The 13,127-nt window shown below is 28.8% G+C and carries 12 protein-coding genes and 1 other annotated feature; of the genes, 9 read left to right on the forward strand and 3 right to left on the reverse strand.

Annotated elements, in window-relative coordinates; translation table 11 throughout:
- Nucleotides 1-9: 9 nt before the first annotated feature.
- Complete coding sequence (locus HCG70_RS15425) at nucleotides 10-1,071, reverse strand: transporter (protein WP_042402013.1); 1,062 nt, start codon at nucleotides 1,069-1,071, stop codon at nucleotides 10-12.
- A gap of 133 nt (nucleotides 1,072-1,204) precedes the next feature.
- On the opposite strand from HCG70_RS15425, the gene HCG70_RS15430 reads away from it, so the two are divergent.
- The 5 genes from HCG70_RS15430 (at nucleotide 1,205) to HCG70_RS15450 (ending at nucleotide 5,241) form a co-directional block, all read left to right on the forward strand.
- Nucleotides 1,205-2,290, forward strand: coding sequence for a hypothetical protein (locus tag HCG70_RS15430; RefSeq protein WP_221697982.1), 1,086 nt, complete (start codon nucleotides 1,205-1,207; stop codon nucleotides 2,288-2,290).
- Nucleotides 2,291-2,406: 116 nt separating this feature from the next.
- Entirely contained in the window at nucleotides 2,407-3,330 is a 924-nt protein-coding gene (locus HCG70_RS15435; protein ID WP_042402006.1) for a TIGR01212 family radical SAM protein, read from the forward strand.
- Nucleotides 3,331-3,528: 198 nt separating this feature from the next.
- Entirely contained in the window at nucleotides 3,529-4,074 is a 546-nt protein-coding gene (locus tag HCG70_RS15440; RefSeq protein ID WP_242833271.1) for a sigma-70 family RNA polymerase sigma factor, read from the forward strand.
- On the forward strand, nucleotides 4,067-4,801 hold the full coding sequence (locus tag HCG70_RS15445) for a hypothetical protein (RefSeq protein WP_042402001.1): 735 nt from the start codon (nucleotides 4,067-4,069) through the stop codon (nucleotides 4,799-4,801). The genes HCG70_RS15440 and HCG70_RS15445 overlap by 8 nt, the downstream gene beginning before the upstream one ends.
- A 5-nt stretch (nucleotides 4,802-4,806) precedes the next feature.
- The gene (locus tag HCG70_RS15450) at nucleotides 4,807-5,241 is read left to right on the forward strand and encodes a DUF2752 domain-containing protein (RefSeq protein WP_042401999.1); all 435 of its coding nucleotides are present in this window, start codon (nucleotides 4,807-4,809) and stop codon (nucleotides 5,239-5,241) included.
- Between the two features lie 103 nt (nucleotides 5,242-5,344).
- On the opposite strand, the gene HCG70_RS15455 is transcribed toward HCG70_RS15450, so the two are convergent.
- Nucleotides 5,345-6,520: a class I SAM-dependent rRNA methyltransferase gene (locus HCG70_RS15455; protein WP_042401996.1), complete on the reverse strand. Its 1,176-nt coding sequence runs from the start codon at nucleotides 6,518-6,520 to the stop codon at nucleotides 5,345-5,347.
- Between the two features lie 160 nt (nucleotides 6,521-6,680).
- Between HCG70_RS15455 and HCG70_RS15460 the strand changes: the two genes are divergently transcribed.
- Both HCG70_RS15460 and HCG70_RS15465 read left to right on the forward strand, forming a co-directional pair.
- Nucleotides 6,681-6,938 carry a GIY-YIG nuclease family protein gene (locus HCG70_RS15460; protein ID WP_042401993.1) on the forward strand — a complete coding sequence of 86 codons (258 nt, stop codon included), beginning with the start codon at nucleotides 6,681-6,683 and terminating at the stop codon, nucleotides 6,936-6,938.
- A gap of 11 nt (nucleotides 6,939-6,949) precedes the next feature.
- Nucleotides 6,950-7,453: a GNAT family N-acetyltransferase gene (locus HCG70_RS15465; protein WP_042401991.1), complete on the forward strand. Its 504-nt coding sequence runs from the start codon at nucleotides 6,950-6,952 to the stop codon at nucleotides 7,451-7,453.
- An 84-nt stretch (nucleotides 7,454-7,537) separates the two neighbouring features.
- Here HCG70_RS15465 and HCG70_RS15470 read toward each other — a convergent pair whose 3' ends face one another.
- Entirely contained in the window at nucleotides 7,538-7,750 is a 213-nt protein-coding gene (locus tag HCG70_RS15470) for a (2Fe-2S)-binding protein (protein ID WP_042401988.1), read from the reverse strand.
- 307 nt (nucleotides 7,751-8,057) lie between these two features.
- Nucleotides 8,058-8,302, forward strand: a binding site (T-box leader).
- Between the two features lie 177 nt (nucleotides 8,303-8,479).
- On the opposite strand from HCG70_RS15470, the gene ileS reads away from it, so the two are divergent.
- Nucleotides 8,480-11,590, forward strand: a complete 3,111-nt coding sequence (gene ileS / locus HCG70_RS15475; protein ID WP_042401986.1) for an isoleucine--tRNA ligase — start codon at nucleotides 8,480-8,482, stop codon at nucleotides 11,588-11,590.
- Nucleotides 11,591-11,768: 178 nt separating this feature from the next.
- Nucleotides 11,769-12,767: a LacI family DNA-binding transcriptional regulator gene (locus HCG70_RS15480; RefSeq protein WP_042401983.1), complete on the forward strand. Its 999-nt coding sequence runs from the start codon at nucleotides 11,769-11,771 to the stop codon at nucleotides 12,765-12,767.
- Nucleotides 12,768-13,127: the final 360 nt, after the last annotated feature.

Consider the following 13,127-nt stretch of genomic DNA (forward strand, 5'->3'; position numbering starts at 1 on the left):
CTATTATTTTCAATTATTAAGTTCAGATTTATTTTTATGATAAAAGAAAATGCACTGTGTAATGAAGATTAAACTCAAAATACCAAAAAGAGGATATAAAGTTGATATTAGATTTGAGAAACCTATTTGTGATATTGGTAAAGCAACAGCTAATACAATAAATATTCCCTTCTTAAACTTGATATTAAATGATTGTTCAAGAGTTTTGCTTATTGAATATACATCGGATACTTCAGTGGAGAACATTTCAAGCCAAATTATAACCAAAAGTAATGCTTGAACCACACTTCCAAATCTTTGAGCAACTAAAAGTAAAGGAATTTCTAATTCATATATATATGGTTGGTTTGCTAGTAGTAATAAGTTAATAGCACTTGATAATAAAGTTAATCCTAAAGCACCGCATGCAATTCCATATACCATAGTTTTAGAATTTTTTGTTTCATTACTTAAAGGTACTAAAACTCCAGAGCAGCAAAGAACATTGTAGCCGGCATAAAGGATAGTAGAAACTGCAACACCTTTTTTAGGTGGTTCAAATGAAGATATAAATTGAAAAGATATAGAATCTCTACAAAATAAAAAATATAAAACTATTATAAGTGTTATTGTTCCTAATAGTGACGGAACAATAAATGAGTTTACTTCAATAAGTCCATCAGTACCCCTTAGTAAAAATACAGAGGCAAGGCATAGCATTATTAATGATCCAACTATTTTTGGAATTCCAAAAAATTGATTAATCAAAGCACCACTACCAGCCAATATTATTGAAGCACTTGAAATAAGATAAAAAGTTGTAATTACACCTGTGAGTTTACCTAGCAAATTAGGACTTATTATTTTTAGAACATCACTATAGGAATTTAGACTATATTTAATACTTATTTTAGCTATTATTGATCCCATTAATATATAAAATGCTCCACAGAAAAGTATTCCGAAAAAGCTAGTCAAACCAAAGGAAGTGAAAAATTGAGTAATTTCTTTACCCGATGCAAGTCCAGCTCCAACAATGGTTCCTATAAAAACAACTGCAATTTGAAAAATTTTAGAAAAATCCTTCTTCACGCACATCCCCCCAATATATTTCTAATATCTAATATATAAGGATTACAGTATAATTATTCTTTTTATTTGTGAATAAGGTATAAGTTATTAGGAAAAATAAATTTAAAAGCAGAATAATTGTAAGGAGATTAATATGATTAGCATTAAAAGGATTTTAAGTGGAATATTAATTTTATCAATTAGTGTACTAATTAGTTGTTCAAATGCAAATGAATCTAAAGAGGAGGTCTTAGATTTATTTGATGTTTTTAAGGGAAAGGATTTAGCTACAGATTACTTAATTAATATAAGAAATGGTGATATAAATGGTGCAACAGAAATTTGTGATAAGGAACTTGTAGATAGTACTATTAACTTATCAGAGGGAGTATCGAATATTACTGGTTTTCAACTTGATAAAACTGTAGCAAGTAGTGAGTTTGCATATTATATATTTAATGTTATTAGGGATTCTAATATTGAACCTAAAAGTAATTTAGAACAATACACTATAAAGGTAAATAGAAATGGTGATAACTATATTATCGGGGAGATAAAATCAAAATCACAAAGAGAGTTATATATAAAAAATAACGCAATTAGGATAATTGGTGATAAAGGTGGAAAGAGTAGTTTGGTTATTAGTTTAAATAATATACCAAAGGATACCTATTTAAGTAAAAATAAAATGATGCTTTATAAAGAAAAAGTGCCTAATAATAATTTTGGAAAAGTTGTTTTAGGTTTTACAGGTAAGAAAGTTGCTATTTCAACTATAGATGATAAAAATTCATATATTTGTATTGCGTATATTGATGATACTTTAATGAATGGAGGAACAGATGTAGTTGATTTAAATAGTGATTCACAAAGTTCACAAATAGGAGGAGAAATCCAAGATGCATTTGAAAAGCCAGTTGCTAGCAAAGTTATATCTGTAGATTTGATTAATAATTCAGAAATAGATGATTTTATATTTTCTAAAGAAGATGATAATTTAGCTGTAAACTTTAGAGATCAAAATGGATTAAGTAGATTAAATATATATAAAGCTGAAGATGGAAAAGCTGTAGATACAAAATTTAATGAGATATTTAAGCCAGAGATATACAATATTAAAGCTCAATATTTTGATGATGATAAAGTAATTTTTGATGTATTTAAAAGTGATTCAACTACTGATGAAACAACAGGAAAGTATAGTTTAGATTTAAAGAGCAATGAAATGATTAAATTGTAATTAGTTAATAAGTATTTTATAATAAAGAAAAACATAAAAGAGGTTAATGCAATTAGCATTGCCTCTATTTTAAATTATATCAAATATATAATTTATAGATTTTAAGGAGAAAAAATATGAAGGAATGGAATGGAAAAAGGTATCACAGCTTAAATTATTTCCTAAGAAATAAATTCGGCGAAAAAATATATAAAATATCATTAGATGGGGGATTTACTTGCCCTAATAGAGATGGAAAAGTGGCTAAAGGTGGATGTACTTTTTGTAGTGCAAGAGGATCAGGAGATTATGCTGGCAGCAGAATATTATCTATAAGTGAGCAGTTTGAAGACAGAAAGGTAATGATGGAGAAGAAATGGAAAGATGGAAAGTATATTGCTTATTTCCAAGCCTACACAAATACCTATGCTCCTGTTGAAGAATTAAGAAGAAAATATGATGAGGCATTAGCTCAAAAAAATGTTGTTGCTTTATCAATAGCAACAAGACCAGATTGTTTAGATAAAGATGTTTTAGATTATCTTGAAGAGCTTAATAAAAAAACATATCTTTGGGTTGAGTTAGGATTACAAACTATAAATGATAATACTGCACGCAATTTTAATAGAGGATATGATTTAGAAGTATTTGATAAAAGCATAAAAGAACTACAAAAAAGAGGAATTGAAGTTGTAGTTCACACTATTTTTGGACTTCCTGGTGAAACAAAGGAGGATATGCTAAAGACTGTAGATTATGTTGCTCATAGTGGATCACAAGGAGTTAAATTTCATTTGTTGCATTTAATGAAGGGGACTAAAATGGTAGAGCAATATGAAAGTGGGGAGTTAAAGCTTTTAAGCAAGGAAGATTACATAGATTTAATTTGCAAAGGGATTGCTATGATACCAGAAGAAATGGTTGTACATAGATTAACAGGAGATGCTCCGAGAGCAAGCTTAATTGGACCTATGTGGAGCCTGAAGAAATGGGAAGTATTAAATGATATTGATAAAGCACTTGTAGACAATGATATTTGGCAAGGCAAAGATTTTAAGTAAATTATAGGGTGATATAGAGCGACTGTATGAATTGTTTTTTTATAACAGTCGCTTTTTATTTTATAATATATTATGAGAACACTAACTTTATTATGTTGGTAGGTATAAATTCGACTAAGCAAATTGAGATTTCTAATTTTACTTATGGAACAAAGTGGGACAAATAATTGTCAAATGGAGAGGAAAGGAGCGAAAGTTTTGGAAGCTTCGATATATGATTACAGTAAAGATCAATTAATAATGGAAGTAAAAAGAGCAAAAGCTGGAGATAAAGAGGCATTTTGTACGCTAATAAGATTAAATAAGGTAGCAGTATATAGAGTAGCTAAATCTATATTAAACAAAGAAGAGGATGTAGAGGATGCTGTTAGTGAAGCTATATTAAAGGCATATAAGAATATACATACTTTAAAGGATGAAGCTTTTTTTAAAACGTGGTTAATAAGAATAGTTATTAATGAAAGCAATAATATATATAAAAAAAGGGCTAGAGAAATAGCTGTAGATAAGGAGCATTTTAAAAATATAAGCGTTAATGATAGTTATAAGGATTTAACTTTATATAATGCAATTAATTTACTAGAGGATGACTTAAGAACAACAACTATATTATTTTACTTTGAAGATATGAAATATAAAGATATAGCAAAGGTTTTAAACGTAAAAGAAGGAACTATTAAATCTAGATTATCTAGAGCAAAAGAAAAGTTACATAATATTTTAAAGGAGGAGCTTCATGGATAATTTTGATGAATATTTAAAGAATAAAAGTCATATGGAAGATAAAGAATTTATTTTACCAAAATCATTTGATAATAAGATTGAAGAAACTCTGGGCAATTTAGATAAGGTAAATTTGGAGAAAAAGAAAAATTGGTATAGCAATAAAAGGGTTTGGGCCACAGCCGCATGTTTTGCATTTATTTGCCTAACAGCAATATCAATAAATAGTAATATTAATTTAAATAAATCATCTGATATTTTAAGAAGTGCAGAAAACAATATAGAAGAATATAGTACTAATACTCCAGAAGTAGCAATGTATGATAGCGGAGAATCTAGAAGTATTGAGGAAGATTATGGTGATGAAACTCAAAAATCAGAATTAAATTTGAGAGATAGTATAGATGATGGTCTTATAGATGTCAGCAATATAAGCAAAGTTGTTATTAAATCTATGGGAAATGATAATAAATATAAGGCTATAGATAAAATTACAGATATAGAACTTATTATTGGTTTTATTAATGAAATTCCTAAACAAGAAGTTGAAAAGCAAGATATAAATGATTGGAATTTTCTAATTCAAACTAGTGGAGTTGGAGTTAATCACACTATAATAATTCAAGATGATATTATGAATATAGATGATAAATGGTATAAGATAAGTTCTGAAGATAATAAAAATTTTAAAGAAATTTACAATAATCTAAATTATCAAGAAGATGATATACCATATTGTAATTATTAAATGATATGAAGAAATATGATAAGAATTTAAGTATAAAGATTATATTTAGTATGGGAATAGGGTTGATTATTATTTACTTAATTTTAAATCAATTTTCTAAGGTAACGGGAACAATTTGTTTAATAAGAGGCTTAATAGGTACGCCTTGTCCTTCTTGTGGAATAACTAGGGCAATAATAGCTGTATTAAATGGTAATTTTATAGGAGCATTTAAATTACATCCATTATTTTGGATGCCTTTTGTTATAGGAATATTAATAATGTTAAATAGAAAATATTATAAGCAGATATTAATTGGAGCTATTATTGTTTTTATTGGAGTTTATCTAGTTAGGATGAGTATTTTATTTCCAACTGTAGAACCAATGAAATATAATGAAAAGTCTATAATTAATCAATTAAGTGATAAATTTAATAAGGGTATCAAGCTTGGTAAGTGACAAATGGCAAGTTAATGAATAAATTCAGCTTAGGCCGAATTTATAATATATATTAGAAACTCCCTAAGGAGTTTCTAACTTAACTTGTCACCTGAAATTAATTTTATACTACTTGGAAAATAAAGAATTTTAAGTAGTATGATTCATCAGAATTCCAAAGGATTGGATGGTCTGAACTTTGAGTTCTAACTTCAATTTGTCTTAAAGTTCTTCTTGCATCATGTGCAGCCTCAAGAACTGTTTTCTTTAATTGTTCTTCATTCATGTAGTGAGAGCATGAACATGTAGCAAAATATCCACCTGGTTTTACCATCTTTAAACCTCTAAGGTTAATTTCTTTATATCCTCTAATAGCAGAATTTACTGTGCCTCTTGATTTTGTAAAGGCAGGAGGATCTAAAATTACAACATCATATTGTCTTCCTTCTCTTGACCAATCTCCAAGAACATGGAATGCATTATGGCATTCAAATTTAACAGTATCTTGTAAGTTATTTAATTCGGCATTTCTAGTAGCACAATCTATAGCATGTTGAGAAACATCTATTCCAAGAACTGATTTTGCACCTGCAATTCCAGCATTTAATGCGAAAGATCCAGTATGAGTAAAGCAATCTAAAACATCTTTACCTTTACATATTCTATGCATAGCAGCTCTATTTTCTTTCTGATCTAAGAAAAATCCAGTTTTTTGACCATTTTCTAAATCTACTATGTATTTAACTCCATTTTCGATAATTTGAATATTAGTATCAAATGGCTCAGTTAAGAAGCCTTTAGTTTGTTCTAAACCTTCGATTTCTCTAGTTTTTATGTCACTTCTTTCATAAACACCTTTAGCACCATATTCTTCAACTAGTATTTTAACTATTAAATCTCTATATTGCTCCATTCCTAGAGTAGATATTTGAATTACATAGTAATCTTCAAATTTATCAACTGTTAAACCAGGTAAGAAATCAGCTTCTCCAAATATAAATCTGCAAGATGATGTGTCAATTACAGTTTTTCTATAATCCCATGCTTCAGCAAATCTTCTTTTAAAGAAAGCTTCATCAATTTCTTCATTTATATCTCTAGTCATTATTCTGATAGTTATTTTACTTCTATCATTAATATAACCTTTTCCTATAAAGTAGTTTTTATGATTATATACTTCAACAATATCTCCGTTTTCATAATCACCATCATATTCATTTATTTCATCTATGTATATCCAAGGACGGCCTTGTTCAGCTCTTTTGTTTTTTCCTTGATGTAAGAAAAATTTACATGCCATAATATTATTTGCTCCTTTTCTGTTAATTCTCATAAGATTATAACACAACTATTGCTTTAGTGTTATGTACTTTGTTATTAAGTATTAACAACAATTATAGAAAATATAGTTAGTCATAGATATAATTATAAATAATATAGAAATATTAAAGAGGTATTATATGAATTATGTTTATATATTAAGGTGTAATGATGATAGTTTATATACGGGGTGGACAAACAATCTAGAAAAAAGGATAAAGGCACACTCTGATGGAAAAGGAGCAAAATATACAAGAGCGAGAGTACCAGTTGAATTAGTTTATTTTGAAGTGTTTGAAGATAAAATAGAAGCTATGAAGCGTGAATATGCAATTAAACAGTTAAAGAGAAAGGAGAAGTTAGAGTTAATAAAGAATAGTAAGTGTATAAAGAGTTAGGAGGAAAAACTATGGATATAAAAATAAGGCCAATAAAAATAGAGGATGCTGAGGGGATTAATGCATTAAGGATCATGGATGGAGTTAGAGAAAATATATTAGGAATAACTAGTGAAAGAATAGATAGAAGCAAAAATTTTATAAGCAACTTAAATAATAATGCGCATATGTATGTGGCAGAAATAATTGAAAATGAAGAAAGCAAAATAATAGGAACTATAGGTTTACATGTTTCAGAGAATCCTAGGTTAAGGCATTGTGGAAGTATAGGGATAATGGTTCATAAGGATTATCAAGGAAAGGGAATTGGCAAAAAGCTTATGTCAACTGTTATTGATTTATCAGATAATTGGTTAATGCTTAAAAGATTAGAATTAGGGGTGTTTACTGATAATAAAAGAGCTTTAAGTTTATATAAATCATTTGGTTTTGAAATAGAGGGAACTAGGAAATGTGCAGCTATTAGAAATGGAAAATATGAAGATGAATATATTATGGGAAGAATTAAAAATTAAATAATATTAATTATAATAAAAAAACCACTTACAGAGTAAGTGGTTTAAATCGTTAAATTTATAGGGGAGTTTGGGATCAGGGTATTATTTTGAATAATCTCTAATTAAATCTTCTATCTTTGATTTACATCTAAAGCCATGGCAACTTCCAGTACAAGCACCGGTATCTTTAGAAACCTCATCAACGGTATGGGCTCCATTTTTTATGGATTCCTTAATTTTAGCTCTGGATATAGATTTACACGTACAAGTTTTTGTGATTTTATCAAGGATATCAGCATTTAAATTATTTTCCATAATAGATCCTCCAAAATACAAAGATATTAGGAAACACAAAAATTAATTATTAGGTAAACTAATTTTTGAGTAATACGTTTCAACAACTATATTAAATCATAGTATACTAAAATAGTCAACAATAAATATTAAATAATAATAATTATCCATCAATTAGTTAATACATAAAAAATAAGAAATAATAATTAAGGAAAGTAAAAGCATTTATCTTTAATCTTTATCTTTAATTTCTTACTTATTAGAATAATGAAAATAAAGTTTTGGGTGCAATTGACAAATCAATATTTAATAATATATAATGAATTCATTAAAGACTATGATTAGGATAAGTACTTTGATTTATTCTTTTAAGAGAGTGATTGGTTGGTGTGAAATCATAAGAAGATTAGAGGAAAATCACCTAGGAGTTTGAGGCTGAAAGTTTTATACAATTAAGTTATCACGTTTGCCCGCGTTAAGGGATAAGGTATGAAAGTATCTGAAATAATGCTCATAGAATAGTTATGAGTTTATTAACCTTAGGTGGTATAGCGAATTATCTTCGTCCTTTTGGGATGGAGTTTTTTTTTATTTTAAATGAGCCTTCAAAATTTGAATTGGATACTTGAAGTTACATAGTAATGAATTAATTCGACCATAGGAGAAGGAGTTTCATAAAAAATAGGATTAAAATATGTCTTTAAGAGAATAATTTTAATAGTTGATAAACGTAAAGAAAGGAGAATTCTTATGTACAATAAAGTTGAATTACCAAATGGTTTTGTTGGACTTGAAAAAGAAATAGCAAACCTTTGGACTGCAAGAAATGTTATAAAAAAGAATTTTGATATGAATCAAGATGGTGAATATTTCACTTTCTATGATGGGCCTCCAACAGCAAATGGTAGACCACACGTTGGGCACGTTTTAACAAGAGTTATGAAAGATATAATCCCAAGATACAAGGTTATGAAGGGATATAAAGTTATAAGAAAAGCTGGATGGGATACTCATGGTCTTCCAGTAGAACTTGAAATAGAAAAGAAACTTGGTATTTCTGGTAAAGAGCAAATCGAAGAATACGGAGTTGAAAAGTTCGTTAAAGAATGTAAAGAAAGCGTATTTACTTATGTAAGTATGTGGGAAAAAATGACTAACCAAATTGGATATTGGGTAGACATGGAGAATCCATATGTTACTTATCATAATCCATATATTGAATCAGTTTGGTGGGCATTAAAACAAATGTGGGATAAAGGTCTTTTATATGAAGGACACAAAGTAATGCCATATTGCCCAAGATGTGGTACTGCATTATCTTCTCACGAAGTTGCACAAGGATATAAGGATGTTAAGGACTTAACTTGTATAGCTAAATTTAAAGTTGTAGGAGAAGAAAACAAGTATATATTAGCTTGGACAACAACTCCTTGGACATTACCTTCAAACTTAGCTTTATGTATAAACAAAGCTTATACTTATATTGAAGCAAAAGTTGGAGATGAAGTTTACGTTTTAGCTAAAGATTTAGCTGATAAAGTTTTAGGTGAAGAATACGAAATAGTTAGAGAGTTCAAAGGTGAAGAGCTTTTAGGAACTAAGTATGAACAATTAATGCCTTTTGGTAAAGTAGAAGGAAAAGCATTTGAAGTTATTCATGGTGATTATGTTACTTTATCAGATGGTACTGGTATAGTTCATATAGCTCCAGCATACGGTGAAGACGATAGTTTAGTAGCTAAAGCTAATGGAATTACTTTCATCAACTTAGTTGATAGAGAAGGTAGATTCGTAGAAGAAGTTACTCCATGGGCTGGTAAATTCGTTAAGAAATGTGATGAAAGCATTTGTAAATGGCTAGAAGAAAACAATAAGCTATTTAAATCTGAAAGACACATGCACTCATACCCACATTGTTGGAGATGTGACACACCACTTCTTTATTATCCAAAGGAAAGCTGGTTTGTTGCAATGACTAAGCTTAGAGATAAGCTATTAGAAAACAACAATAAGATCAACTGGTATCCTGATAACATTAGAACTGGTAGATTTGGTAAGTTCTTAGAAAATGTTATTGACTGGGGTATTTCAAGAGATAGATATTGGGGAACTCCACTTCCAATTTGGAATTGTGAATGTGGTCACAAAGAATGTATAGGAAGCATTGAAGAACTTAAGAAAAAGGGAGTCAATGTTCCAGAAGATATAGAATTACACAAACCATATATAGATAATGTTCATTTAAAATGTGAAAAGTGTGGTAAGGAAATGACAAGAACTAATGAAGTTATTGACTGCTGGTTCGATTCAGGATCAATGCCATTTGCTCAATTACACTATCCATTTGAAAATAAAGAATTATTTGATCAAAACTTCCCAGCTCAATTTATATCAGAAGCTGTCGACCAAACAAGAGGATGGTTCTATACTTTACTTGCAATTTCAACTGCAATATTTGATAGAAATCCATTTGAAAACTGTATAGTTTTAGGTCACGTTCTTGATAAGAAGGGCTTAAAGATGTCAAAATCAAAAGGAAATGTTGTAGATCCATTTACTGTATTAGACTCACAAGGTGCTGATGCAACAAGATGGCACTTCTATACTGCAAGTGCACCGTGGTTACCTACAAGATTCTCTGTAGATGACGTTGGAGAAGCAGGAAGAAAGTTCATGGGAACATTATGGAATGTTTATTCATTCTATGTATTATATGCTGAATTAGATCAATTCAATCCTCTACAATACTCTGATTTTGTATCAGAAAATGTAATGGATAAATGGATTATGTCTAAATTAAATACTTTAGTTAAAGATGTTGATTCTATGTTAGATTCATATCAAATAACTCAAGCTGCTTTAGCTATTGAAGACTTTACAGATGAGTTATCAAATTGGTATGTAAGAAGAAATAGAGGAAGATACTGGACTCAAGAATTAACAGATGACAAGATAGGTGCTTATGTAACATTATATAGAGTATTAACTACAGTTATAAAAGTTGCAGCTCCATTTGTTCCATTTATAACAGAAAATATCTATCAAAACTTAGTTGTTGGATTAGATAAGAACGCTGAAGAAAGTATTCACTTATGCAAATGGCCAGAAGTTGATGAAAAGGCTATTGATAAGGAATTAGAAAAGGAAATGGACTTAGCTTATACTATAGTTAAGCTTGGAAGAAGTGCAAGAAATGGGGCTAATATTAAGAATAGACAGCCACTTTCAAAGATGCTTGTTTCTACTGATTCACTTCCAAGATATTATGATGATATAATAACTGATGAGTTAAATATCAAAGAAGTAGAATTTGGTGCTGACCTATCTACTCATGTTAACTTTGAAATTAAGCCTAACCTACCTGTATTAGGAAAAGCTTATGGTAAGTTAATACCAGCAATAAGAAAAGAAATTGCTGCTAGAAACCAAATGGAATTAGCTCAAACTATTCAAAATGGTGGAGTAGTAGTTATAAATATTGATGGAAATGAAATTGAATTAAATAAGGAAAACTTATTAGTTACTATGCAAGGGCTAGAGGGTTATGCATTTGCTGGTGAAGGTTCAATTGGGGTTGTTTTAGATACAAATATTACAGATGAACTTAGAGAAGAAGGTCATGTAAGAGAAATGATCTCTAAGATTCAAAATATGAGAAAAGATAAAGGGTTTGAGGTTGCAGATAAAATTAAGTTATATGTTGCAGATAATGATATGTTATTAGATATTGTTAAAAAATATGCAGAAGTAATAAAGAAAGAAACCTTAACTCAAGAAATAGTTTACAATGAAGAAGTTGATTATTCAGATACAGTTATCAATGGCGAAAATTTAAAGATGAATGTAGAAGTTATAAAATAATTAATGGATTTGTTATAAAGGGTAGGGATTAAGTAATAATTCCTACCCTTTTTTCAAATAATAGTATTATAGGCAAATTGTTTAAATAATTAGTGTAAAAAATGGTTAAATTCATTGTATTAAATAGGAAAAAAAGGTATAATTAATAATTAAAATAGAAAATGGAGTGATGTTGGATATGGCTACTTCTATAAAAGATGTTGCTAGAGAAGCTGGCGTTTCAATAGCTACGGTATCAAGAGTATTAAATGATATAGATGTTGTAAATGAAGATACAAAGAAAAAAGTATTAGATGCAATAAAAAAATTAGGATATAGACCTAATATAGTTGCAAGAAGTTTAAAGACACAAAGAACAAAAACAGTTGGAATATTAGTTCCTGATATCTCAAGTGGATTTTATCCTGAGATAGTAAGAGGAGCAGAAGATGTTGCAAATATTTACGATTACAATGTAATATTATGTAACTCAGATTTTGATTACGATAAAGAAAAAGATTACTTAAGAGTACTTAAAGAAAAAATGGTTGATGGTGTTATATATATGAGTTCTTGTTTAGAGGAAGAAACTCTAGATATAATTAATGAACTTGATTTAAAAACAGTTCTTGCTGAATCAAGAGATAAAGAAGGTAGATTACCAAGTGTAATTATTGACAATGTTGAAGCAGCATATAATGCAACTAAGAGTTTAATTGATAAAGGTTTAAAGAATATTGCATTTGTTGGTTTTAATAAAGGTTCTGTTAATGCTTGGGGAGATAGACAGGTAGGTTACGAAAAAGCATTAGAAGAGAATGGCTTAAAGGTAGATGAAGATTTAGAATTCTTCAAGGATTTAAAAGTTAAGAGTGGCTATAAGGCTGTAGAAAAATTCATAGAAAGCGGAAAGAAATTTGATGGTGTAGTTTGCTCTTCAGACGAAATTGCTATGGGAGTAATTAATGCATTAAGAGAAAAAGGCATTAGAGTTCCAGAAGATGTAAGTGTAATTGGATTTAATGATAATGCAGTTGCATCATATTTCTATCCAAAAATAACTACAGTAAAACAACCAAGCTATGATATGGGTTCTGTAGCAATGAGAATGTTAATAAAAATGTTAAATAATAAGCCATTAGAACAAGATCAATATGTTTTAGATTACAAAATAATTAATAGAGAAAGTACTAAATAAGTATGAAAATGCTATAAATTTTAATAATTTATAGCATTTGTTTTTTTTTATTAATATAAAAAGTTGTAATCAATTTCAAAAAAAGTATTGTTTTTTAAAAAATGGCATGATATAATGGTTATAAAACTGGTAACGTTTACTAAAAGGTAGTTATGTCTAAAATTGGGTACACAATCAATTAGGTATAGGCAATATCACTGAGATTATTGAGATTTAGAGAATTTGGGTATAAAGTAAGGTTATAAAATAAAAATATAATAATTACTTTTTAGTAACTAAAATGAAAGGGGCTGTATCAAAATAAATTTTGATATTAGCCGATAAAAAAAGGAGGGTTCGAATTCGAATCCTCCTTTTTGC

The sequence above is a fragment of the Clostridium sp. K04 genome, assembly GCF_019734375.1.
Classification (GTDB): domain Bacteria; phylum Bacillota; class Clostridia; order Clostridiales; family Clostridiaceae; genus Clostridium; species Clostridium saudiense.